A 24,553-nucleotide genomic window follows, 5' to 3' on the forward strand; every position below is an offset into this window, starting at 1 on the left:
ATTTCTCCCATAACAGGGGTTGACTTACACAAGTGGTAGAACATCATCTTATCTCTTCGAACGAAGACTGGATCCGCTGCGGCTCTTGAACAAATGAATGTTCTCAAGTGCCTTACCGGTTCCAATAGCTACACAGTCCAGTGGATTCTCAGCAACAATAACCGGCATTCCCGTCTCACGTGCAAGCAGCTTATCCAAGTTGCGAAGCAAGGCTCCCCCACCTGTCAAAACAATTCCACGATCCATAATATCTGCTGCAAGCTCTGGCGGACATTTTTCCAATGTTACTTTAACAGCTTCAATAATAGCATTCACTGTGTCAGACAAAGCTTCACAGATTTCATCAGAAGTAATTGTAAGTGTTTTTGGCAGACCTGTTACGAGATCACGGCCGCGAATTTCCATGGTTTCAGCCTTTTCAAGAGGAAGGGCAGAGCCAACATCCATTTTGAGCTGCTCCGAAGTACGTTCACCGATCATCAGATTGTATTGACGTTTGATGTATTGAATGATGGACTCATCCGCTTCATCACCTGCAACACGCACTGAACGGCTAGTAACAATACCGCCGAGCGAGATTACGGCAACTTCAGTTGTACCTCCACCGATATCTACAACCATACTACCTGTAGGCTCCCATACTGGCAGATCCGCACCGATAGCAGCAGCAAAAGGCTCTTCGATAATGTAAGCTTCTCGAGCGCCAGCTTGTTTGGTAGCATCTTCTACCGCACGTTGCTCTACAGCAGTAATACCAGATGGCACGCAGACCATTACATTAGGGTGACGCTGGAACATAGAACGCTGTTTCTGTGCTTGACGAATAAAATATTTAATCATCGTAGCCGTTGTATCAAAATCAGCGATAACGCCATCTTTCATCGGGCGGATCGCACGGATATTTCCAGGAGTACGACCGATCATTTTTTTGGCGGATTCACCCACGGCTTCAATCGTCTTAGTATCAGTGTTAATGGCTACAACGGAAGGCTCTCTTACAACAACGCCCTTACCGCGTACGTAGACAAGCGTATTCGCTGTCCCCAAGTCAATTCCTAAATCTTTTGTGAAACCACCCAACATGCTAATTTCTCCTTTTCCTAAGTAAATCTACATTTATATTACATATGTCCTTTTTCTTTCAAGCTTACGAAACTGCTATCTCCGATAATTAGATGGTCCAGCACATCTATTCCGATAATCTCACCTGCCTGAAGCAATCTAGCGGTTAGGGAAATATCTTCTGGACTAGGTGTTGGATCACCACTAGGATGATTGTGCGCGCATATAATAGAGGCGCTACTGCATTTTATAGCTGCTCTGAATACCTCACGAGGATGAACGATCGAAGCATTCAGGCTGCCCATGGACAATGTTTCTTGTCCAATCACATGATTCTTCGTGTTCAGAAACAGACAGACAAAATGCTCCTTTTGCAAATAACGCAATTGCTCAGTCAGAATCTCTGCAGCGTCCCCAGGACAGCGGATAATGACCGGCATATTGAACCTGGAATTCGCAAGGCGCCTTCCCAGTTCGATGCCTGCTTTTAGTTGTACGGCCTTGGCAGGACCGATACCGTTGATTTTGGTCAGTTCTTCGATGCTAAGGTCAACTAGCCCACGCAGGCCACCGATCTTCCCCAGCATCTGCTGTGCAATATGAATAGCCGACTCGCGGCGTGTTCCCGTACGCAGCAGAATGGCTAACAACTCCGCTTGACTTAATGATTCCGCCCCATAATGCATCATGCGCTCTCTAGGTCGTTCTTCATGGGGGAGGTCCCGCAGCATAATTGGTTGCGACTCCATCCCTATCCCTCTTTCCCCAGGCTTCCTACCGGCTCAATACCGTTATGCCGAACTCGGATAGCATTTCGCCAAGAAGCGACAAAGGCAATCCGACTACATTGAAATAACAGCCTTCAATTCGTTCCACTAAAATGGACCCAAGCCCTTGTATCGCATATGAGCCAGCCTTATCAGCAGGCTCTCCCGTAGCAATATAAGCAGCAATTTCCTCTTCAGTCATTGCCCTCATCGTTACGGAAGTAACACGGTGCTCCACTATAGTCTTCCCATTCGGGAGTCCGAGGCAGGCTACACCCGTGTATACCTTATGAGTTCGGCCCTGAAGTCTGGTAAGCATCGCTTTGCTGTCCAGCTTGTCCACCGGTTTGCCTAGCACAGTATTATCTAATACAACAATTGTGTCGCTTCCTATAATGACTGCGTTACGCTCTCCGGCTGCAGCTACTACGGCTTCTGCTTTTCGCAAAGCTAGACTGCGCACGATTCTCTCCGGCGTCCAATCCGGCGGTGTGCTCTCATCAGCTTCGCTGGTAATGACCTCAAAGGGCAAACCCAGTAAGGATAACAGCTCACGTCGACGCGGTGAACCTGAGGCTAGAATAATGAGTGGTGAGTTGTCCACGTTGTAAACGTCCCTTCTTGCTCAGTAACGAGAGTTACAGTCTGCGGTACAGCCATACAGCTGTAATAATACCGGCGAGACTAAGCATGCACAATTTCAAATGAATAGTGATGTCATAGGTTATGATGTCTAAATCGGCTCGCGGAGACCATTTGAGCACAGTCGATGTTGTTAGAAAAGACAGAGCCTTTACGGGCTGCAGCAGCTTGGCGATCCAGGCTCCAGCCAGCCAGCCTAGAATTAGAAATAACAGCAGTGTTCCTACATTTTTCTTCTTCATCTCAGTCTTCCCTCGCCATTTTTTGACACCCTAATTATTATACGGTGAAACGGTGATCAATACAAACGTAAAATCCCCTACGGTAATGTTTACCACCTTTTGCCCTAAAAGTTGCGGAACGATACCCCTCTCCGAAAAAAACAACAAGCCCCCAATTTCCCGGAGACTTGCTGTTATTTTGAACCCGCAATCCAAGCATTCAATTCATAGCAGACAGTAGCTGTTTTTGGCTGGTCAAGAAGCTCAGCATGGACTCCTGCACTTCCCAAAGCAGGGCTTGCGCCTTGTTCTTGTTATATTCACTCAGTGCTGAAATTCCTTGGCTCATAGATTTCTCTAGCGCTGCGCAAATGCTTTTGGCTTCAGGCGTTATGCCTTGCTCCAGAGCTTTAACAGCTTCACTCCATTGGAGATGAAGATCACTCACAGCTGAGGTATTAGCTGCCGCATCCGTTTGCCCGTCACTGAGTAACGAAGCAGATTGACTGCTTAGTTCACTGAGCAACTGTCCACTCACCGCAAAATAACTATTCACAGCCTCCGCATTTCCGGCAAATCCTAATCGTTCCACTCCGGGAAGCTCCACCTCTCTCACATAAAGCTCAATCCCTTGATTCTTCAGACCACTGCTGAGCAGCTTAGCTTGTTCACGGTCAGAGGACATTCCGGCATATACACGATTTCCGTCAGCTGGGTCTAAGCCCGCAGCCAAGCCAGCGTCCAACAGCTCTTGTCTAGCTTGTTCCGCGCCTGCCGGCGTACTGAATACGCCATACTGCAGCAGGTAGTAGCTTTGCGCAGCCACTTGAACAGGAATACTGTTTTTGCCGGCATCATCTGTGCCCGTAACCGGCAATCCCGAGGTTCCTACACCTGCTGGATCATTAGCTCCGGAAGTCTGCCCTGAAGTAGCCAACGTATCTGTTATCCCGGTTACTGAACTACTGTCCATGTTTCCTCCATAAAAAAAGGAAAGCGCCGCATATCCAAGCAGTAGACCTGTGCCGATCGCTCCCACCACAGACAGGGATAATTTCCACCAATACGATGGGCGACGAGTATGGTATGAGCCTCCATAACTTCCCGTGTAAACCTCTGCTGATTTATCTCTTTCATCCAGTACCAAATCTGAGAGCAGATATGATTGCTGCGTATTTCTGAAATCTCTATCCTGTTCGTCCCATTCTTGCTGGCGTGGATCTACAGTTCCTGAGTAGTAGTCGTAAGCATCCTCCGGTGGTGCCTCACGCATAGAGCGTAAATCAGGTTCATGCACCCAAGTATGCTGCTGTGCTGGACCGACCTCCTTGCGCAACTCCTCTGCATATTCTTCAGCTGTGCCCAGTCCGCCACTGGACCAGCGCTCCACTACCTGCGGTTTTGGCTTAGGCTCGTCCTTATTCACGTCAAATCGGAATGTCATTCTTCCGTTATTCAACAGTAACACCTCACCTCATCTAATCTATATGGAAATATATGATAGACAATAGAGAGATATGCTATTTTTATAGTCAAATGAATAATAAATTATAGTCAAATGAATAATGAAAGTTATACGGATTCAGTTTACATTACATGTAACTTTTATATACTATATAAAAAGAGCTAAAAGTGTGCACTATACTAGTTAAGCTAGAAATAGGATTTTAGTTCATTACAGTTTAGGAGGGCTTTTTCTGAAACAAAAAATTCAAGCAGCAATTGTGGGCTACGGTAATTTAGGAAAAGGTGTACGTAAGGCTATTAACCAAAGTGAAGATATCGAGCTGGTTGCGATCTTTACGCGCAGAGAGCCTGGACAACTGGAAGCCGGTGAAACCGGTGTGAAATTCGAGCATATCTCTGCCGTCGAACAATATAAGGGAAAAGTGGATGTTATGATTCTGTGCGGAGGATCGGCTACCGACCTGCCAGAACAGACACCAGCCATTGCCCGGATGTTTAATACCGTGGACAGCTTTGACACTCATGCCAAAATCCCTGAGTTCTTTGCGACCGTTGATGCCGCAGCTAAACAAGGCGGAACACTCAGCGTAATTTCTACGGGCTGGGATCCAGGCCTATTCTCCATGAACCGTCTGCTAGCTGAAGCTATTCTGCCACAAGGTAAAGAATATACTTTCTGGGGTAAAGGCGTCAGCCAAGGTCACTCCGATGCCATTCGCAGAGTAGAAGGCGTTAAAGGTGGCGTACAATATACGGTTCCAGTACAAGAGGTTATCGAGGCCATCCGTGCGGGTGAAACACCAGAACTTACTACTCGTGAAAAACATCTTAGAGAGTGTTTTGTAGTAGCTGAGGCAGGTGCAGATCAAGAGCGTATTCGCGAAGAAATCGTGAATATGCCGAACTACTTTGCAGATTATGATACTACGGTTACTTTCATCACTGAAGAAGAACTGGCAGCTCAGCACAGCGGTATTCCGCACGGCGGGTTCGTTATTCGCAGTGGTGTAACAGGAGAAGGCACGAAACAAATTGTTGAATTCGGCCTGAAGCTGGAAAGCAATCCTGAATTTACAGCTAGTGTGCTTGTGGCTTATGCCAGAGCTGCTCAGCGTATGAGTCAAGAAGGTCAAAGCGGAGCGCGTACTGTTTTCGATATTCCACTTGGGATGTTGTCTCCGAAATCACCAGAAGAACTGCGCCGCAACTTGCTCTAAAATCCTGTCAACAAATAACCCGCGTAGGACTTTAATGGTCCTCGCGGGTTATTTGTTGTCCAGAGCGGCAAGCATCATGTCTGACAACCCTCTATACAAGACTAAGAATCTTACTCTTAACATGATTCATTTCGTAATTTTTCAACAAAGTCTCATGCGCACGATCCGCAATAATGGCGCCAAGCTCAGGATTTTTCAGTAAATTCAATACACTTCCAACCACCTCAACCGAGGTATTAGCCAGCAAAATATTTCGGTTATGCTCACAATTCAGCTTCTCACACATGATAGAGCTAGTAACCACCGGCGTTTTAAGCGCCCAGGATTCCAGTATATTTCTAGAAACTTCGCAGCCTTCAAGGATAGGCACCAGAACAGCTTTAGACCGTCGTATGTATTCAGTAGAGGAATTTACGGGTCCAGTGACTATGACCGATTCATCTTCCTTAATCAAAGTCATGACCTCCGGGTGAACCTCTGAGCTGATAATATAACTTTTGATATCGGGCACTTGCTCCTTAATCATGGGATAGGTTTTTTTAAAGAATACTCGGGCTGCATCTATTCCCAGTCTCATATTCATATTCCAGTGCAGCACAATTGAATTTTCTTTAGTCACAGGCTCTGCAAAAGTCTCGTACTCATTCATCTTGATGAAATGAGGGACAACATGAACCTTACGGGCATCGGCAAATGATAGAGATTTGAACGCTAGTGCATCCCATTCCGAGGTTGCTAAAAGTAGACCCGTTTTATTCATTAATCGCCGTTTATTCCTACGATCCCATGCGGCATTGAGTTTATTATAGGGATTCTTCCTGCTTAACTTCCCTGTCTCTCCGGCAGATCCTCCGCTTCCGTTTGCAAAACTATAGGTATCTGTGATCACACTGGCTTCTGGAAGCAAGCTCCGCACCATATCAATACATTTTCCCAGTAGGACATGCGATATAAATACATGCTTATAATTATTGGAACGGCAAAGCTCCAAAATAGTGTTCTTCATATCTTTATCTATATGACTTAAATTCGAGAAATTCCGCAGTTTATGTAAGGGGCGCAGCATTGGCCTCCAGGTCGTATAATCTTCGTTAATGTTATGAACCGTAAGTGCCGTCCGCTCATTTATAGACACGGTTTGGTTGGCACTGCCGTACGTCAGCAAATCTATATCAAATTTCCCAAGCAAAATCTCGAGAATACTCCCTGTTCTCATTTCTCCTTCTAGATCCTCTGCGCTTTGATTCTGGGCTGATAGGAACAGCATTCTTTCTCGCATGACTCTGGCTCCTTGTATTTTGTAATAAAAACCCCCATCTACTAACTGAAACTTTAGATGCAGTTCAATAGTAACTCATTTCACATAAAAGTTTTGTCGATTTATAGGAGAAGTCTAAAATTTTTTAAGTTTTTTTCTGAGTTTCCAAAATTCTATCACGATTTCCCCTTATAAAACGCCACATTTTCTAAAAAATAGATTAAAACCCCCTTTTTCACGCCATACATAATCATGAATTGCTCTATGGATAGAAATTGTAATCGTTAGGTAATATGTACTACGCCTCTTTGCATACAAAAAAAGCGTCTCCCTCGCTTATTGTCGAAAGGAAGACACTTTAGTTGTCATAACTTCTAACTACACAGTTCCGGCCCTTCTTCTTAGCCTGATACAATGCAGTGTCACTAAGTTTGTAAAGAGTGTTCAATGAGTATCGTTCACCTGAATCCACTGTGATGACGCCAATACTTATCGTGTAATGCAAGGGTACACCATGAATGACCGCCCCTGTAACCGCTGTGCGCATCCGCTCTGCAATCATATCACTGTTTTGTTCATCGGCTCTATGCAGCAGAACAGTGAACTCCTCACCACCGAATCTTCCGAACAGATCGCCATTGCCAAGCTGCTGTTTTATTTTATGAGCCAGATCCTTCAGAACGTGGTCGCCGGTATTGTGGCCGTAGGTATCGTTTATGCGTTTAAAGTGATCCACATCCAGCAGTAAAAAAGAATATGGCAACTTCTTCATTGCTAAGGCAGCTATTAAAGGCCGGGCGCGCTGTACAAAGGATCTGCGATTCAAAATACCTGTCAACACATCATAAGTGGCCACCCGCTCCAATTCCGTGAAGGAATCCTCCCTATATAGCAGCATGATGCCTGCAGTTCCTAAGAACATAAGCAAATAAATCCCCAGATAAAAAAATATCTGCAGCCAGTGAGAGGTCTGTGCATTCCATCCTAACATCGAATAAAACGGTTCAAGTCCCTTGCTAACCAGCGCTAAAATTACAACAAAGTACAACAGTCCTATGGTTCGCTGGAGAGAGGTCTCTCTAATCTTCACAGCTAATATGTAAGCAGGCAAAGCTATGATCATAATCCCAAATAGACAAGTTGCAGCCATAACGAACCGCTCATCCGGCATAATTAAATGCAGCAGCACTACGATGACAATGGATACTCCGAATAGGATCGTATAATATCGTTCAACCCTACTCCCAAAAACTCTGAGAAGCATCAGAAGCGCTAAGCTTTCCAGCGTACCTCCAGCTAAAGCAAGCAGCATACTGATAGGAATGGGAAGTCGTGAGTCTGTGAAATCATTCAGCAAAAGGAGAATTAAAGCTGCCAGCTGCAAATATTTTGCCGTGACAAACAGAGTAGAAGTCCGTTCCTGCGCGTAACGCAAACGATAGACAACAATAAGCAATACCGTAAAGGATTGCCACATAAAGAGGCAGACCAGCAGTGTCTTGAGATCCAGATGCATGTTAGTGAATTTCACCCCCTGTATTCTCCAAGCTCAATAAATATAATTGTATCTGATCACTCGGTTTCTTCCTTCTTGTTTGGCTTGGTATAACGCTTTATCGCTCAGCTTGTACAGCTTATTTATCCAGATCTCCTGATCCGGCATGATTGTAATTACACCTATACTAACTGTATAGCCTTGTAAGAGTTTTTGTGTAGGCGTCTTCATTACTGCCTTTCGTAACACTTCAGCTTTCCGGTCACAGCCAGCTTCATCCAGCCCGCAAAGTATAACTGCAAATTCCTCGCCGCCAAGCCTGCCAAATAAATCGCTGTTTTCGAGGTTGTCCTTAATCGTCAATGCGAATTCTTCCAGAACAACATCGCCGGTATCATGGCCGTATGTATCATTGATTTCTTTGAAATGATCCAAATCCAGCAACATAAACGAAAAGTACTCTTGCTCAGCAACTGCCTTCTCAAGCCGTACTTCAGCTTCCTCAAGAAATGCTCCACGGTTAAGGATTCCAGTCAAATCATCGTAGCTAGCGATTCGTTTCAGTTTTACAAAGGAATGCTCGTTAGAAAGTAGAATAAAGCCTGCGGCTCCCACAATCAACAATAAATACATCCCCAGATAATATAAATACTGCGAAAGATTAGTTGTGAACACGTTCATCTCTGGCTCCCAAATCAATGCAACAATCGCGCGGAGCAGCATAATCCCTGCAAAAGCGTAAAACAATATTCCGAGTATCTTCTGAAGAGGCGTGCCTTTGGGGTTCACCGTGAGGTGGTAAGCTGGATAGACAATAAACAGTATCGACCATAGTGAGGTACAGGCTATGCGCCAGCTGGAATGATGAAAGAAGATCGCAACAATACTAAAAGTAATCGAACTAAGTATGGAAAGCGTTATGTAATACAACTTTATCCGCTGCCCAAGGATTCCCATCATCAGCAGTAAAGCAATAATCTCCAGACAGCAGCCTAAAAGAATCAAAGCGTTGCTAAGTGGAATGGATAAAGCGCGGGGGATATGACCCCATAATAATAATGAACACCAGAAGAGCAGCTGCACCGCCTTGGAGCGTATGAATAAGGTGGATGCCCTGTCTTTAGGAGCGCTCCTCCGGTAATTGGTTATCAGCAGCAATATAAATAGATTTCCAAAAATAAATAAATACACTAACGTTTTGATATCAAGCTGGGAGTCCATGAGTCACCACCTACACGGAAAAATTGATCCTCTACTGACAGCACTATAGCACTCAATGGCTGGTTCAGCAAATACCCTATTTATTTCATTTTTTAGATTGTACATACACTGCTTAAGTATACAAAAAAGCACTTCCCCCTGCACGGAGCTCGGGGGGAAGTGCTATGGTCAAGAGAATATGAATATTCTCGTGTAGGCCTGTGTTTGTATTAACGCTTCTTCAAGCCGTCCGCCAATGCGTATCCAACCTTCCAGATATCGCCTGCGCCCATCGTAATCACCAGATCACCTGGGGCAATACGAGGTTTCAGATCAGCAAGCACATCTTCTTTGGTTGGCAGATGTCTTGCACCGGCGTTACTGTTCTGCACAATAAGCTCAACCAGCTTCGCAGATGTAACCCCTTCAATCTGCTTCTCACCCGCCGGAGAGTAGATGTCGGTGATGATCACCTCATCTGCTTCGCTAAAGGCACGGCTGAAGGCATCTAGCAGGAAGAACGTACGTGTATACCGCTGAGGCTGGAATACGGCAATAATCCGTTTCCCCGTTGCCTTAGCAGCACTGATTGTCGCCTGAATTTCAGTTGGGTGATGCGCATAATCATCGATGACCAGAATGTCATCGACTTCTCCGAGCACTTGAAAACGGCGCTTCGCACCATGGAATTTCACGATCGCTTCAGCGATTTTTTCAAAAGAGATTCCTGACTTCAAACAAGCGATAACCGCAGCCATTGAATTATACAGATTGTACTGGCCTGGCACGGATAGTTCAATTTGTCCCAATACTACGCCATTATGGTTCATCGTATACGAAACCTGACGGTCCCCAAGAACGATGTCTGTGGCAATATAATCTGCAGTCTTGGACTTGATGCCGTAAGTAATCACCTTACCTGACACTTCAGGCAATAAAGAAATCACATTCTCGTCATCTGCACACACAATCGCAGTGCCGTCTTCACGGGTCTGGTTCATAAACTGTACGTAAGCAGCCTTGAGGCGGTTAAAATCTCCGCCGTAATTCTCCAAGTGATCTGCTTCAACATTCGTGACAATTCCAAGCCAAGGATGATAGTGCAAGAAAGAGCCATCGCTCTCATCCGCTTCCGCCACTACATAATCGCCTTGTCCTGCCTTTGCATTCGTACCGACGTTCATAATCTCTCCGCCGATAATATACGTAGGATCAACTTCACACTCTTCCATTACAAGTGCGATCATAGAGGATGTAGTTGTTTTACCATGCGCTCCGGCAACAGCTACCCCTTTACGTTCGTTCAATAAACGGGCTAACATTTGTGAGCGGTGCAGAATTGGAATCTTAAGACGCTCTGCTTCCACCCATTCCACATTATCGCTGGACAAAGCCGTAGAGTACACGACCAGATCCGCACCTTTTACTTGTTCTGCTGTATGCCCAATATAAATCTTGGCACCTTTAGCAATCAATTTATCCGTCAATTCTTGGGCAGCCACATCGGAGCCCGTAACCGTATATCCCATTTCTAGCATTACTCGGGCAATCGCGCTCATACCGTAGCCGCCGATCCCTATAAAATGCACACGTTCAGTAGTATCCAACAGTCGTCACCAGCCTTTTTCAGTATCGGGTTGCTGCAAAAGTGTACCGCGCACGTCAGAAATCAAATACAGCGTACCAGATACGACGGCAAGGTCATCCTCCGCTGTAATCGACTTCAGTTGTTGCAGCGCTTTTCCCCAATTATGTTCTACTATGATTACCAAGTTTTCCTTGGCATATTTATCCCGCAGACTTTCTGCGATAACCTGCAGATGCTCCGCGTCCATTTTGTTCTGGAAATCCGGTTCGGTCAGGATGAGCGTATCCACTATAGGCAGTATATGCTTAAAGTAGGATTCATGATGCTTATTTGCCATCATTCCCATAAGTAAATTTAATTTACCGTATTTATAGAGCTGTGGCAGGCTTTTGGCAAGGCTCTCCGCGCCTTCCGGATTATGTGCTCCATCCAGTACGATCCTCGGAGATTTACTTACCTCTTCCAGCCTTCCAGCCCAAAATGCATGACGCAATCCTTCCAGAACATCTTCATCCTCTAACATGAACGCCATATACTGGCGCAAAACTTCAAGAACCATCATGGCTCCTGCCGCATTGCTAATCTGGTGTTCGCCTTTCATCACAATCCCAAGTTCAAGCGAACGGAAGGGACCCTTAAAGTTAAAGGTCTGCACATCCGCATGGATTCCAGTAGCTTCATAGCTAAAATCTTCTCCGGCAAGATAAAGAGTAGAGCGGCAAGCCGCCGCTTTCTCCTTGAGTACAGCCACGACTTCCGGTTGATTTACGCAGCTAACAACAGGTACACCGGGTTTGATAATTCCGGCTTTCTCCATTGCAACCTTCTCAAGCGTATCTCCCAAAATATCCATATGGTCATGGCCGACATTTGTAATCACCGACACGATCGGAGTAACGATGTTCGTTACATCCAGCCTTCCCCCAAGCCCAGTCTCCCATACGACAACATCCGGACAAGAAACACCCGCAAAAAATAGAATGGCCACAGCTGTAGTTACCTCAAACATCGTTGGTGAGCCAAATTCCGTTTCTGCAATCTCATCTACCAAAGGACGAAGGGTATTCACTAGCTCAAGAAGAGTTTCTTCAGGAATGTCCATATTATTATATTGGAACCTGTTCGTGAACTTCGTAATATACGGAGACGTGAAGGTGCCTACAGAATAGCCGCTTTGCAAAAGTGCGCTTGTCAAAAAAGCACAGGTGGAGCCTTTGCCGTTGGTACCCGCCACATGAATAAATTTCAGCCGACGGTGCGGGTTTCCCAGCTTGTCCATCAACATCTCAATTCTGTCTAAACCTGGCCGGATTCCAAAAGGAATCAGGCCCTTGATCCAGTTAACCGCTTCGGTATATGTCGCAAGAGGGGCGGTGCTCCCGCCCCGATTTAGGTCATCCATGTCTCTTATCCTCTCAGCTCTGCTATGCGGGCAAGTACTTTCTCACGTTTGGCAGAATAATCTGCCTGCTTCGCCTGCTCCTCTTCGATAACTTTTGCGGGAGCTTTGGCCACGAAGCCCTGATTGCTCAATTTTTTCTCTACGCGTTCTACTTCGCTGTTCAGCGTCTGCACTTCTTTTTCCAGACGAGCGATTTCTTGTTCAATATCAATCAGCCCCGACAAAGGCAGAAGCAGTTCCGCTCCCGTTACTACAGCGGACATTACCTTGTCTGGCGTTTCCGGATTCAGGCCAGCTTCGAAAGAAGAGGTATTGCAGAAACGTCCGATGTAGTTGTCGTTACGAGTAATGATGCTCAGCGTTTCCTCATTGCTCGCTTTAATAATCAAATCAACCTTTTTGCTCATCGGTACATTTACTTCAGCACGGATATTACGAACGGCCCGGATTACATCCATCAGCAGGTTCATTTCCGCTACCGCTTGCGGGTTCTCCAGAGCAGCATCATACTCAGGCCAAGCAGCCAAAGTAATTGTCTCTCCTTCATGCGGCAGATGCTGCCAGATTTCCTCCGAAATAAACGGCATAAACGGATGGATCAAGCGCATCGTGCGGTCGAGTACATAAGCAAGTACGGACTGTGTCTTCGCTTTGGCTGCGGCATCTGTTCCGTAAAGCGACAGCTTCGCGAACTCAATATACCAGTCACACAAATCGTCCCAAATGAAGTTGTACAGCTGGCGGCCAGTCTCGCCGAACTCGTACGAGTCAATTAGACGCGTAATTTCACGAGAAGTTTCGTTCAGGCGGTGTAAAATCCAACGGTCAGCCGTAGTTAGCTCACCAGTAATGTCAATATTCTCGAAGCTAACCCCTTCAAGATTCATGAGGGCGAAGCGTGACGCATTCCAGATCTTATTAGCGAAATTACGCGCCTGCTCTACCTTTTCCCAGCGGAAGCGTAAATCCTGACCCGCTGTGCTACCGGTAGAAATCATATAACGCATAGCATCTGCACCGTACTTCTCGATAACCTCAAGCGGATCTACACCGTTGCCGAGTGATTTGGACATTTTTTGTCCCTCAGCATCCCGTACCAAACCATGCATCAATACGTCGGAGAATGGTTTCTCTCCGGTGAATTCCAGCGCTGAGAAGATCATCCGCGCTACCCAGAAATAAATAATATCGTAGCCCGTTACGAGCACATCGTTCGGATAGTAACGTTTGAAATCTGCGCTGTCTTCATTCGGCCAGCCTAGGGTTGCAAACGGCCAGAGGTTGGAGCTAAACCAAGTATCCAGAACATCCTCGTCCTGTTTCAAGTCGGTTAGGCCGCTGATCCGGCGCGCTTCTTCCTCATCATTCGCCACAACCAGCTCACCGGTAGATTCAGAATACCAAGCCGGAATACGATGTCCCCACCAAAGCTGACGGGAAATACACCAGTCGCGTACGTTTTCAATCCAGTTCAGGTAGGTTCTTTCGAACCGTTCAGGTACAAAGTTAACCCCATTACCATCCTTCTGTGCATTGATGGCAGCTTCGGCGAGCGGCTGCATCTTCACGAACCATTGTGTGGACAGGTACGGCTCAACAACAGCTCCTGAGCGTTCACTATGTCCAACTTGATGCACATGATCTTCAATAGAGATCAGAACGCCTTGCTCCTTCAGATCCGCCGTGATGGCCTTACGGCATTCACTCCGGTCTTGACCTTGGTAAGGTCCTGCTTCTTCGTTCATCGTACCGCTCTCATCCATTACGTTGATCTGCGGCAGATTGTGCCGTTGACCTACCTCGAAGTCATTTGGATCATGAGCTGGCGTGATCTTAACCGCACCGCTGCCAAACTCTTTATCTACATACTCGTCAGCAATAATTGGAATCTCCCGGCCGATAATCGGCAGGATCAGCGTTTTTCCAATCAGATCTTTATAACGATCATCCTCAGGATGAACAGCAACTGCTGTATCACCCAACATCGTCTCCGGACGTGTGGTCGCTACAGTGATATGTCCGCTGCCATCTTTAAGGGGGTAACGCAGGTGGTACAGATGACCGTTAACTTCCTTATACTCAACCTCGATATCCGACAACGCCGTACGAGCCGCCGGGTCCCAGTTGATGATACGTTTACCGCGATAGATCAAGCCTTTATTATAAAGCTTAACAAATACCTCGCGAACTCCCTTCGACAAACCCTCATCGAGGGTAAAACGCTCGCGGGAGTAGTCAAGGGAAAGTCCCATTTTTGCCCACTGCTCATGAATGGTGTTCGCGTATTTGTCTTTCCAATCCCACACCTGCTCCAGGAACTTCTCACGTCCGAGGTCATGTCTGGAAATCCCCTGCTCGCGCAGCTTCTGCTCTACCTTCGTTTGTGTTGCAATACCTGCGTGGTCCGTACCTGGCAACCAAAGCGTATCGAAGCCCTGCATCCGTTTAGTACGAATCAGGATATCCTGTAATGTGAAATCGAGCGCATGCCCGATGTGCAGCATTCCTGTTACGTTTGGCGGCGGGATCACAATACTATAGGCTTTAGCATCCGGACGCTGGCCTGCACGGAAATATCCGCCCTCTGTCCAGTAGGAATACCATTTCTGTTCTGCTGCCTTCGGATCATACGTTGTTGGCATCTCGTTTTTAGATTCATTCGTAGCAGCAGCATCTGCCGCTGTTAGATGGTTTTGGTCAGCCATTCTCTGATACCTCCACTAGTTTACTTGTAGTTGCTTATAGTTGTTAATAAAGTTGCTGTATAGAGCACACAGGTCTCTGAAAAAAACAAAAAGACCCCTCGTCTCAAAGGACGAAAGGTCATTCTTTCGCGGTACCACCTTTGTTTCGCGCCAATGAAAAATAAAACTACACTTCTTATCCTACGGATTCAGAAGCTTAGCGCGACACTCGTACAGATAACGGCTGCTACCGGCCACAACCTAACTTATCCTTCACAGGTATGAAGATAAGCTCAGAAGGGCGACTCCGGGGCGACTTCGGGGGCTGTTTCCTACGGAATGTCACAGCACTTGCAATTCCGCTCTCTGAAGGGCTGACCGCCTACTCTTCCCGTTCCCAGTCTTTACTTAGATATTGCTTACTCCATAATACATTTTGAGCCCCCCCTAGTCAACCTGGATACGCCTTTGCAGCGGGACTTTAGGCTGAATTTCGACTTATTTCTTCTGAAGCATCCCTTCCAACAAAGAAACAGCAAAAATCCCGATCCTAATACCTGATCGGGATTCACCTATTCATGTGTGTACGCATCACGATTCGATTACGGGATGTACAACACTTGGCCTTCCTCTACACTCTGCCCGGATAAGCGATTATACATTACCAGCTCCCGCGCACTTAGCTGATACTTCTCTGCTATGGTATCCAGTGTTTCTTCACGCTGCACAATACACAGCCGAACTTTGCGGAACATGTTAGCTCCATCCGCGCTGGCAATGAATCTGCTCTTCCATTCCGTATTATTGCCAACCTCTGGAACGTCCACTGCTGCAGATGTATTTCCTTCCGACTGCAGAGCTTCCTGCTCTTTACGGACACGACTGGAGCTTAGTAAAGAGGAGAAGGTGAGATGTTCTTTTTCCGGAATTTCCGCTTCCTTTTTACTGCCCAAGGCGATCTTAAGATCTTGTTTCTCCTCATGAGAAGCCACACTCTCTTGTGAAACAAAAACTTCGTTCGCATTCTCATTAATCGGCGCAGTATTCTCTTCTTGCTTAGGAAGCTCGTTATTAGCCTCATTTTCAGAAGCGAATACAGGGATATCCTGAATTGCATCTGCACTAACGGCTAGGACAGCAGTCTCTCTAGGAGTAAAATATTCCTCTGCCGACTGTTGGTTCTCTTCGCTCACATAGCTTGCTTGATTCAGCTGAGACACCTCAACCTCTTTGTTCTGGGCCTCGGCTTTAAACCAGTAATCGGATAAACCCGCTTTAGCATCATCAACTTGGGATTCCAGACTATGTGTCCGTGCTTTAGCTCCCTTGTCCTTCTCCTGACCGGATGAGAAATTGACTACAGGGGACGTATGGGCGGCTCCACTTGAGACTAGTGATTCTTCTGCTTCCTGTTCATTCGCTTCGGCATGCTCATGTTCTTCTACAGCAACCTGTGAGGCATCCTCACCGAAGGTCCACTGAGAATTTTCATAAAGTGCATCATTTTCCTGTTCTTGTAGCTCCGCAGTAGCTTCTACCCTGTCATCATTCACAGGAGAATAGGCGACTGTATACTCCTCTTGCTGCCAGGCTGGTTGAGGTTGAGGGTCCGCACCACCGATCCCCCGCAGCGATAACACACCTGTTATATTCACAGTGCGCATCGTGAGCAGATCGATATCAAAATTCTCAATCTCTACCCCAATATCTTCAATTGAGCTGACGCGTGTAAGCGGAACAGTGATTTCCACGGGAATGGCATGCTCCAGACGTTGTGTTCGGTCATCTTCACTCCGGTAAAGCCCGGTAAGCAACAGCTGACCATATAACTCGGCCCGATCCTCCCGCTGAATCACCTGTATTTCCGGAAGTAGTTCAACCTCCTCCAGCTCAGCTATTCCCGGAAGCTCTTCCGAAAGGTGAATGCGTTCGTAAATATCAAACCGCAAGCCGTGGGACTGATCAAACACGGGATATGTCCTCCTTCTTGGCATAATCTAACCCTGAGACAGGCCCAGAGCATAAGCCCAAAATGTTACTCCCCACATGTATATGCTTCAAACAGAGAGGCATGACAACTTTGGTAGTACTAACCGGACAGGATGCTAATAAATTTCATGAATTTAAGAGCTCACCGAACCTTCAGCCTGCTGATAGATGCACTACTTCGTAAGAACAAAGTATTATATGCTGCTTTTATTAATAAGACATGGATAGATGTTTTTTTTCTGAAAAAAATAGAAAAAGAACAGCAGAACCAGCTTTTGCTGATTCTACTGTTCTTTAGCTACTTACGTATCTGTCAGGGTGCTTCAGACAGCAAATCTCGCAGCTGCAGCATATCCTCCGGCCACGGATCGCTGACTTCCAGCTGTTCTCCGCTCCAAGGATGGCGGAAGGACAGCGCCTCGCCATGCAGGGCATGGCGGCCGGCAGCGCTGGAAGCCCAAACCGGACCGCCATATAGGTCATCCCCATACAAGGGATAACCCATATGGCTGAGATGAACGCGAATCTGATGCGTCCGTCCAGTCTCCAGCTGCACATGCACCAGGCTTCCGCCATGCAGTGCCTCGCGCTCGATAATTCGCGTCACGGCAGATTGTCCGCCGGGCGAGACACGTCTGCGAGCAGCGTGATGCCGATCGCGCCCAATCGGGGCATCGATCACCTTAAGCGCAGGCGGCACAATGCCTTCAACGATCGCGGCATAGTGCCGCGAGATGCTTTTTTCACGCATATTCTCGTCCAGAACTAACTGTGCAAACTCATTTTTCGCATACATCACCGGACCCGTTGTATCTTTGTCCAAGCGGTGAATATGGCGCACAGCCACATTTTCCCCGGAAGTGATGTAATGCGCAGCTACGAGGTGATCCAGAGTTACACCTGTTCCACTGCCATCTGGATGTACCGCCAGCCCAGCTGGTTTATGAGCTACCAGGCAAAAATCATCCTCGTACAGCACCTCAAGCTCTTCCCATATCGGTTCAAGCCCCGCTTCACGATCGGGAAAAAGCGCCAGCCGAAGCCGGTCACCCTTCCACTGAATGCCTCCCTCGCGGCGTAACCGCAGATGAAGTTTCTCGGGCATGCCTACAGTTTCTAGCAGCCACTTATCAATCATCGCCTGCGGATCCTCGGCTCCAGTAATGATTTTGCCGGGTGTTACCTCCAGCCACTCTCCACGCCGGGTCCAAGCGCCACCACCGGTTCTTTCTCCGGCTCCGATGCTCAAAGGGCCTTCAGGGCATTATAATGGCCCTCAATGGTATCATCAATATCTCGCTCACTATGTGCAGCCGATATGAACATCCCCTCAAACTGTGAAGGTGGCACACTGATGCCTTGGTTTACCATATGACCAAAATAACGACGGAAAAGATCCGTGTCACTGGACTTAGCCGTTTCAAAATTGATTACAGGTCCTTCAGTGAAGAACGGACAAACCATCGATCCCACCCGGTTAATCGTGAGCGGAATGCCAGTCTCAATTGAATTCTTTTTCAAACCCGCTTCCAGACGTGCACCCAATTGTTCCAGACGATCATATACTTCCGGTGTCAACAGCTTGAGTGTAGTATATCCGGCTGCCATCGCCAATGGATTACCACTAAGTGTGCCCGCCTGATAAATCGGTCCAGTAGGAGCGATTTGCTCCATGATCTCTCTTTTGCCGCCATAAGCACCCACTGGAAGTCCGCCGCCGATAACTTTGCCAAAACAAGTAATATCCGGAGTAATCCCGAACAAGCCTTGAGCACAGCCACGATTAACACGGAAGCCTGTCATTACCTCATCAAAAATAAGCAGCGAACCATTGTCAGAAGTTAATTTACGCAGCCCTTCCAGGAAGCCTGGAAGCGGTGGAACAACGCCCATGTTGCCGGCAATCGGTTCTACGATCACTGCGGCAATCTCATTGCCAAAACGTTCGAAAGCAATCTGAGTGGACTCCAAATCATTGTAAGGAACCGTAATGGTATTCATTGCAACGCCTTCTGGGACACCCGGGCTATCCGGCAAGCCCAATGTAGCTACACCAGAGCCAGCCTTAATAAGCAGACTATCGGCGTGACCGTGGTAGGAGCCTTCGAACTTCAAGATTTTGCTGCGCCCCGTGTAACCACGTGCCAAACGAATCGCGCTCATCGTAGCTTCCGTTCCAGAGTTAACCATGCGTACGATATCTACAGATGCCACTCGTTCAACCACGGTTTTTGCCATTTCCGTTTCGAGCAGCGTTGGGGCGCCAAAGCTTGTCCCTTTTACCGCCGTCTCCTGCAATGCCTTCACAACCTCAGGATGCGCATGACCCATAATCAGCGGACCCCATGAGAGCACATAGTCGATAAAGCTGTTGCCGTCGATATCAAAAATACGCGAACCCATCCCATGATCTACATAAATCGGAGTCAGACCTACGGATTTAAACGCCCGTACAGGGCTGTTCACCCCACCGGGAATATATTGTTTTGCTTCATCAAAAGCCTTCCGGGACGCTTCCTCTTTACGCGCCATTGGCACATTACTCATGTATCTTCACTCCTATTCTCTTCTTGGTTACACAAGCTTGTACAAATATATATTAACTGCCGCGATGTCGGTATGATGAAGATTAGCCGCGCAGCCAGCGGGCTGCATCTTTTGCAAAATAAGTAATAATAATGTCCGCACCAGCACGTTTCATGCCCGTCAGCATTTCCAGCACAATGGCTTGCTCGTCGATCCAGCCTTGCAGTGCCGCTGCTTTTACCATGGAATATTCTCCACTCACATTATAAGCCACCAAAGGAAGATCAAACTGATCACGAATCGTACGAATCACATCTAGGTAAGCCAGTGCCGGCTTCACCATTAACATATCCGCGCCTTCCAGCACATCGGATTCTGCTTCACGGAGTGCTTCGCGCAGATTGGCAGGGTCCATTTGATACGTTTTGCGATTCCCGAACTGTGGCGCTGAATCCGCTGCTTCGCGGAAAGGGCCATAAAATGCCGAAGCATATTTGACCGAATACGACATAATCGGCACATGCTCAAAGCCATTCTCATCAAGTCCCGCACGAATTGCGTGAACGAATCCATCCATCATGTTGGAAGGGGCGATAATATCTGCTCCAGCTTTTGCTTGGGATACCGCCGTACGAGTCAAAAGCTCCAGCGAGGCATCGTTGATAACATCGCCATGGACCACACCATTCACCGTATGCGTATGCACCATTCCACAATGTCCGTGATCCGTAAATTCACAAAGGCAGGTATCTGCAACGACCAACAGCTCTGGGTACCACTGCTTGATCAAGCGAGTAGCCTCTTGCACAATTCCATCCTCTGCAAAACCGGAAGAACCGATAGCATCCTTCGTCTCAGGAATCCCGAACAACAATACAGCCGGGATGCCTAGTGCGGCAATCTCGTCCACTTCTGCTTTTAACGTATCCAGCGAAAAATGATACACGCCCGGCATCGAGCTAATCTCATTCTTCACACCTGTTCCATAAGTCACAAAAATAGGCTGTACCATATCCAGCACATTCAGTATCGTCTCCCGCACCATGCCACGAATTCCAGCAGAACCGCGCAAACGGCGGTGACGTGTAATTGGAAAGCTCATTTATTCATCCTCCTGAAAAATAAAATATAAAACCAAACTATGTGTCTGCCAACAAACTACAACTAACCGCAACCAAGTCCAAATTAGCCGCATTCAAACTGCCGACCACTGGCTAACTGCGTATAGTTGTAGTTTGTGCAACTATCTCGATGTTTTGTCCTAATTGTAAGCTTTAGTTGCATTCTCTACAGTTATTTATTACAAAAGAGCGAAGATTCCTCATTTAGCGGATATTTAATTGCACATACTGCAACTAAACTCGACTTTAACTGATATATAGGAAATTTAATTGTATAAAGTACAACTAAACCTAAACTTTAAGCAGATCTGCTGACATTAATCTACTGCATATTCTCTACATACCAGTTAGTTTACAACCAAATATTATACTCCGAACTCCATAAGTCACTACGTTCGGAGTTCAATTTATATGTTACTTGAAGGTAGCGATGTGGCACTTTTGAGCGTAGATATAACGGCGAGCAAACCAACAAATGTTAGTTAGTAAAAGTAACCGCGAACTCATTAATAACTACCAATTCACATGTAACCACGAACTATTTAGTAACTACGAACTCACATGTAACTACGAACTATTTAATAACTACGAACTCACATGTAACTACGAACTATTTAGTAACCACGAACTCACATGTAACCACGAACTATTTAGTAACTACGAACTATTTAGTAACTACGAACAAAACTCTAGCCTGTAATGTAACAAATTATAAGCTGAATGCTATATTTCTAAGCAGGCACTGCCTTTCTCCGTTGAACAGCTCTTACTCACCCCGCATAGTAATCAGCTTCTACCTTTCCACCAGAAAGTAAGCTACTTAAGCTGAGCTCACCAGTAAACTATTGCTTCGTTCTATCCTCGCTCCGAGCGCTACTGCAGCTGAGTCTCCGCATTCCAGCGGCAGAGCTCCTGCACCAAACCATCTATGGTTGCCTCTTCAGGCAAGAGTCCCGGTGTCAGTCCCGCGTCTACCGCAGTCTGCTCCGTTAACGGGCCGATGCAGGCGATTTTCACGTGTGTAAGCAGCGGGAGCGGATCTTCAAGCCCCATCCGTTTCAGGACGTGTAAGAAATTACGCACGGTTGACGAGCTGGTGAAGGTTACCGCGTGTACGCGACCTTCCTCTAGCAGCTTCAGCAGCTCGTCGTCATCCTCACCAGTGACAACCGTTTCATAAGTATCCACATCTGTCACCTGAAGGCCAAGCTCTCTCAGCTTGCCCGGCAGCCATTCCCGCGCCAGATCGCCGCGCGGCAATAGCACGTTCTGTCCCGGCAGCAGCTGGGGACCGAACGTCTCAATCAGACCTTCCGCCTGAAACTTCGCCGGAAGTTCTTCAGCAATCACCCCGCGCTGCGCCAGCGCGGCGGCTGTGCCTGGCCCCACCGCTGCAATACGCGCGCGGTGTAGCCCGCGAATGTCCGCCCCCAGCTCCGCCAAGTGGCGCCAAAAAAACTCCACGCCGTTCGGGCTAGTGAAGAATACCCAGTCGTACGATTCCAGCGCGCCAAACGCCGCTGCAATCTTCGCCTTCTTCTCTGCCCCTTCCGGCATGATCGTCTCGATCACCGGGAACTCGTAGGGTTCCCCGCCGAGTTCTTCAATTCTATCCACCAGCTCGCTTGCTTGACTGCGAGCCCGTGTCACCACGATGCGTTTGCCGAACAACGGCATCGCCTCGACCCACTTCAGCTGCTCACGCTGCAGCACCACGTCGCCAACGACGATGACTGCCGGCGGCTGAAAATCCGCCGCCTTCACCTTCGCCTCAATATCGGCGAGGGTTCCCGTCAGCGTCTCCTGATCCGCGCGGGTGCCCCAGCGCACAAGTGCCACTGGTGTTTCTGGCGGCCGTCCGTGCTTGATCAGCTGAGCGCTGATATAACCTATTTTAGCTACGCCCATCAGAAACACTAACGTTCCCGTGGCGTTCGTTACTTTATCCCAATGAATGGAATGATCCAGTTTATCCGGACTCTCATGCCCGGTGATAATCGACAGGGAAGAGGCATGATCGCGGTGCGTAACAGGTATACCGGCATAGGCAGGTACACTGATCGCTGACGTGATGCCCGGTACGATTTCGTAATAGATCCCATTTTTGCGCAGCAGCTCCGCTTCTTCACCCACCCGGCCAAAAATCGTAGGGTCCCCACCCTTAAGCCGCACCACTGTTTTCCCCTGTAAAGCCAAATCAACTAACAATTGATTAATCTCTTCCTGCTTCATCGTGTGGCGATCCGGCAGCTTACCTACATAAATCTTCTCCCCGCCGGGTTTCATGCATTTCAGCAATCTAGGACTTGCCAAGCGATCATACACCAGCACGTCGCTTTTTTGGATACACTCGAGGCCTTTCACAGTAATCAGCTTTGCGTCCCCAGGACCTGCACCTACCAAATAAACCTTCCCCGTCAATCCACTCATCCCCTAACGTCTGACAGAATCTTCTCCGCTCCTCTTGCAATCAGCTTTTTAGCGACTTCTTCGCCGAGCTGTACCGGGTCAACCCCCGTGCAAGTTTCTTTCAAAATCGTTGAACCGTCCGGTGTTCCCACCATCCCCGTTAACGAGATTACTTTGTGCTCAGCGGTAGCAGCTTTGGCGGCTGTGTCAAGCACCGCATGAGCACCAATCGGCACTTGGCAGCCGCCGTTTAGCACGCCAAGGAACGTACGCTCCGCCGCTACCGTCAATGCCGTATCGGCATCGTTGTATAATGCCAGCAGCTTCCGCAGGTCAGCGTCATCTGCACGGCACTCGATGCCGAGTGCGCCCTGCCCTACAGCGGGCAGGCAAACCTCCGGCGGCAGGTAGGCGCTCACGCGATCCTGCCAGCCCATACGCGACAGCCCCGCCGCTGCCAGCAGGATTGCGTCGTATTCGCCGCTCTCCAGCTTGCGCAGCCGCGAGTCAATGTTGCCGCGCACGGGCTCAATGACCAGATCAGGCCGCAGCGCAGCGAGCTGGCTGGATCGGCGTAGGCTGCTTGTGCCTACGCGTGCACCCGGAGGCAGCTCGTCTAGCGAGATGCCTCCGTTAGAGATCAAAACATCACGCGGATCGACACGCTTCGGCACAGCACCATTGATCAACCCATCCGGTAGCTCGGATGGCATATCCTTCATGCTGTGCACCGCCATGTCGATTTCTTTTTCCAGCATCGCTTGCTCGATTTCTTTCACGAACAACCCTTTGCCGCCTACCTTGGATAAAGTAACGTCAAGAATACGGTCACCTTTGGTGACGATCTTTTTCACTTCAAAGGTAAATCCAAAACCATGCTCCTCGCTAAGTCGCTCCAGATCAGCAATCACATGTCCCGTTTGCGTCAACGCAAGCGCGCTCTGTCTACTCCCCACTATAACCTTACGCATTTGTCCATTCCTCCTGGTAACGTTCGCCTCTTACTCTTCACCGCAGAACCTTGCACTAGAAATCCAAAGCCAAACCCAAACTAACCAATTAACTACTCTCACTCTAAAAAAGGCATTATTGCCTTTGAATTCGCTACTTCGGATGACTCCCACCAAGCCTGAGGCATTCTTGCCTTTCATTTGGCTCCTTCGGCGACTGTGGCTCGTTTAGAGGGCATTTGTGCCTCTCTTTTTGCTAAATTGGCTGTTGTTGCTCAATTTAAAGGCATTTTTGCCCTTCTTTTAGCTCCTTCGGCGACTGTTGCTCGTTTAGAGGGCTTTGTTGCCGTACATTCCACCATCTCAGCTACTTCAATCCAGTTACTTCAACCCAATTCAACAGCATTTATACCGTACATTTCACCATTCCAGTTACTTCAACCCAATTCAACGGGATTTATACCGCACATTCCGCCATTCCTGCCACTTCGAGCCAATTCAACAGCATTTATACCGTACATCCCGCCATCTCAGCTACTCCATCCCAATTCAACG

Annotated in this window: 19 protein-coding genes; 2 read left to right on the forward strand and 17 right to left on the reverse strand. The window is 47.7% G+C overall.

Translation table 11 applies throughout. The annotated features are described in order from the left end of the window. Nucleotides 1-48: 48 nt before the first annotated feature. The 5 genes from MHH60_RS28890 to MHH60_RS28910 form a co-directional block, all read right to left on the reverse strand. Nucleotides 49-1,083 carry a rod shape-determining protein gene (locus MHH60_RS28890; protein ID WP_036685150.1) on the reverse strand — a complete coding sequence of 345 codons (1,035 nt, stop codon included), beginning with the start codon at nucleotides 1,081-1,083 and terminating at the stop codon, nucleotides 49-51. A 38-nt stretch (nucleotides 1,084-1,121) separates the two neighbouring features. Beyond that, a complete protein-coding gene (gene radC, locus MHH60_RS28895; RefSeq protein WP_036685147.1) occupies nucleotides 1,122-1,811 on the reverse strand; it encodes a RadC family protein in 690 nt (229 codons plus the stop codon). Between the two features lie 25 nt (nucleotides 1,812-1,836). Beyond that, on the reverse strand, nucleotides 1,837-2,433 hold the full coding sequence (locus tag MHH60_RS28900; protein ID WP_036685146.1) for a Maf family protein: 597 nt from the start codon (nucleotides 2,431-2,433) through the stop codon (nucleotides 1,837-1,839). Nucleotides 2,434-2,467: 34 nt separating this feature from the next. Then, nucleotides 2,468-2,713 carry a DUF4321 domain-containing protein gene (locus tag MHH60_RS28905; protein ID WP_036685144.1) on the reverse strand — a complete coding sequence of 82 codons (246 nt, stop codon included), beginning with the start codon at nucleotides 2,711-2,713 and terminating at the stop codon, nucleotides 2,468-2,470. A gap of 199 nt (nucleotides 2,714-2,912) precedes the next feature. Next, complete coding sequence (locus tag MHH60_RS28910) at nucleotides 2,913-4,151, reverse strand: SPOR domain-containing protein (protein ID WP_076137774.1); 1,239 nt, start codon at nucleotides 4,149-4,151, stop codon at nucleotides 2,913-2,915. A 238-nt stretch (nucleotides 4,152-4,389) separates the two neighbouring features. On the opposite strand from MHH60_RS28910, the gene MHH60_RS28915 reads away from it, so the two are divergent. After that, nucleotides 4,390-5,376 (forward strand): diaminopimelate dehydrogenase, encoded by a 987-nt coding sequence (locus MHH60_RS28915; protein ID WP_038573038.1) that lies wholly within the window; start codon nucleotides 4,390-4,392, stop codon nucleotides 5,374-5,376. Nucleotides 5,377-5,467: 91 nt separating this feature from the next. Here the strand turns inward: MHH60_RS28915 and MHH60_RS28920 are convergent, their stop codons facing one another. From MHH60_RS28920 to hemC, 12 genes are all read right to left on the reverse strand, one after another. Continuing rightward, nucleotides 5,468-6,655: a glycosyltransferase gene (locus tag MHH60_RS28920; RefSeq protein ID WP_076137776.1), complete on the reverse strand. Its 1,188-nt coding sequence runs from the start codon at nucleotides 6,653-6,655 to the stop codon at nucleotides 5,468-5,470. A gap of 337 nt (nucleotides 6,656-6,992) precedes the next feature. Next, the gene (locus MHH60_RS28925; RefSeq protein ID WP_143766755.1) at nucleotides 6,993-8,165 is read right to left on the reverse strand and encodes a GGDEF domain-containing protein; all 1,173 of its coding nucleotides are present in this window, start codon (nucleotides 8,163-8,165) and stop codon (nucleotides 6,993-6,995) included. An 18-nt stretch (nucleotides 8,166-8,183) separates the two neighbouring features. Then, nucleotides 8,184-9,350 carry a GGDEF domain-containing protein gene (locus MHH60_RS28930; protein ID WP_076137779.1) on the reverse strand — a complete coding sequence of 389 codons (1,167 nt, stop codon included), beginning with the start codon at nucleotides 9,348-9,350 and terminating at the stop codon, nucleotides 8,184-8,186. Nucleotides 9,351-9,559: 209 nt separating this feature from the next. Next, complete coding sequence (murC, locus tag MHH60_RS28935; protein ID WP_036685137.1) at nucleotides 9,560-10,936, reverse strand: UDP-N-acetylmuramate--L-alanine ligase; 1,377 nt, start codon at nucleotides 10,934-10,936, stop codon at nucleotides 9,560-9,562. 6 nt (nucleotides 10,937-10,942) lie between these two features. Continuing rightward, nucleotides 10,943-12,319: a bifunctional folylpolyglutamate synthase/dihydrofolate synthase gene (locus MHH60_RS28940; RefSeq protein ID WP_076137781.1), complete on the reverse strand. Its 1,377-nt coding sequence runs from the start codon at nucleotides 12,317-12,319 to the stop codon at nucleotides 10,943-10,945. Nucleotides 12,320-12,324: 5 nt separating this feature from the next. Beyond that, entirely contained in the window at nucleotides 12,325-15,024 is a 2,700-nt protein-coding gene (locus MHH60_RS28945; protein ID WP_076129400.1) for a valine--tRNA ligase, read from the reverse strand. A 581-nt stretch (nucleotides 15,025-15,605) separates the two neighbouring features. Continuing rightward, a complete protein-coding gene (locus MHH60_RS28950) occupies nucleotides 15,606-16,973 on the reverse strand; it encodes a LysM peptidoglycan-binding domain-containing protein (protein ID WP_076137783.1) in 1,368 nt (455 codons plus the stop codon). Nucleotides 16,974-17,305: 332 nt separating this feature from the next. Next, the gene (locus MHH60_RS28955; protein WP_256715206.1) at nucleotides 17,306-18,241 is read right to left on the reverse strand and encodes an RluA family pseudouridine synthase; all 936 of its coding nucleotides are present in this window, start codon (nucleotides 18,239-18,241) and stop codon (nucleotides 17,306-17,308) included. Beyond that, on the reverse strand, nucleotides 18,238-19,539 hold the full coding sequence (hemL, locus tag MHH60_RS28960) for a glutamate-1-semialdehyde 2,1-aminomutase (protein ID WP_370511192.1): 1,302 nt from the start codon (nucleotides 19,537-19,539) through the stop codon (nucleotides 18,238-18,240). The genes MHH60_RS28955 and hemL overlap by 4 nt, the downstream gene beginning before the upstream one ends. Nucleotides 19,540-19,621: 82 nt before the next feature. Then, a complete protein-coding gene (hemB, locus tag MHH60_RS28965; RefSeq protein ID WP_076137785.1) occupies nucleotides 19,622-20,620 on the reverse strand; it encodes a porphobilinogen synthase in 999 nt (332 codons plus the stop codon). 892 nt (nucleotides 20,621-21,512) lie between these two features. Beyond that, entirely contained in the window at nucleotides 21,513-23,060 is a 1,548-nt protein-coding gene (cobA, locus tag MHH60_RS28970; RefSeq protein WP_076137848.1) for a uroporphyrinogen-III C-methyltransferase, read from the reverse strand. A gap of 5 nt (nucleotides 23,061-23,065) precedes the next feature. After that, nucleotides 23,066-24,019 (reverse strand): hydroxymethylbilane synthase, encoded by a 954-nt coding sequence (hemC, locus tag MHH60_RS28975; protein ID WP_076137787.1) that lies wholly within the window; start codon nucleotides 24,017-24,019, stop codon nucleotides 23,066-23,068. 198 nt (nucleotides 24,020-24,217) lie between these two features. Between hemC and MHH60_RS28980 the strand changes: the two genes are divergently transcribed. Then, nucleotides 24,218-24,553, forward strand: a 336-nt coding sequence (locus MHH60_RS28980) for a DUF1720 domain-containing protein (protein ID WP_341161185.1), incomplete at its 3' end; no start/stop codon positions are given.

The organism is Paenibacillus sp. FSL H7-0716, from assembly GCF_038002705.1.
GTDB lineage: Bacteria > Bacillota > Bacilli > Paenibacillales > Paenibacillaceae > Paenibacillus_AQ > Paenibacillus_AQ odorifer.

Bases quoted from the DNA above. Each gene is read 5' to 3' on its own strand.
- MHH60_RS28890 (WP_036685150.1), bottom strand. From the start codon at position 1,083: ATGTTGGGTGGTTTCACAAAAGATTTAGGAATTGACTTGGGGACAGCG.
- radC (WP_036685147.1), bottom strand. From the start codon at position 1,811: ATGGAGTCGCAACCAATTATGCTGCGGGACCTCCCCCATGAAGAACGA.
- MHH60_RS28905 (WP_036685144.1), bottom strand. From the start codon at position 2,713: ATGAAGAAGAAAAATGTAGGAACACTGCTGTTATTTCTAATTCTAGGC.
- MHH60_RS28920 (WP_076137776.1), bottom strand. From the start codon at position 6,655: ATGCGAGAAAGAATGCTGTTCCTATCAGCCCAGAATCAAAGCGCAGAG.
- MHH60_RS28930 (WP_076137779.1), bottom strand. From the start codon at position 9,350: ATGGACTCCCAGCTTGATATCAAAACGTTAGTGTATTTATTTATTTTT.
- MHH60_RS28940 (WP_076137781.1), bottom strand. From the start codon at position 12,319: ATGGATGACCTAAATCGGGGCGGGAGCACCGCCCCTCTTGCGACATAT.
- MHH60_RS28945 (WP_076129400.1), bottom strand. From the start codon at position 15,024: ATGGCTGACCAAAACCATCTAACAGCGGCAGATGCTGCTGCTACGAAT.
- hemL (WP_370511192.1), bottom strand. From the start codon at position 19,539: ATGAGTAATGTGCCAATGGCGCGTAAAGAGGAAGCGTCCCGGAAGGCT.
- hemB (WP_076137785.1), bottom strand. From the start codon at position 20,620: ATGAGCTTTCCAATTACACGTCACCGCCGTTTGCGCGGTTCTGCTGGA.
- hemC (WP_076137787.1), bottom strand. From the start codon at position 24,019: ATGCGTAAGGTTATAGTGGGGAGTAGACAGAGCGCGCTTGCGTTGACG.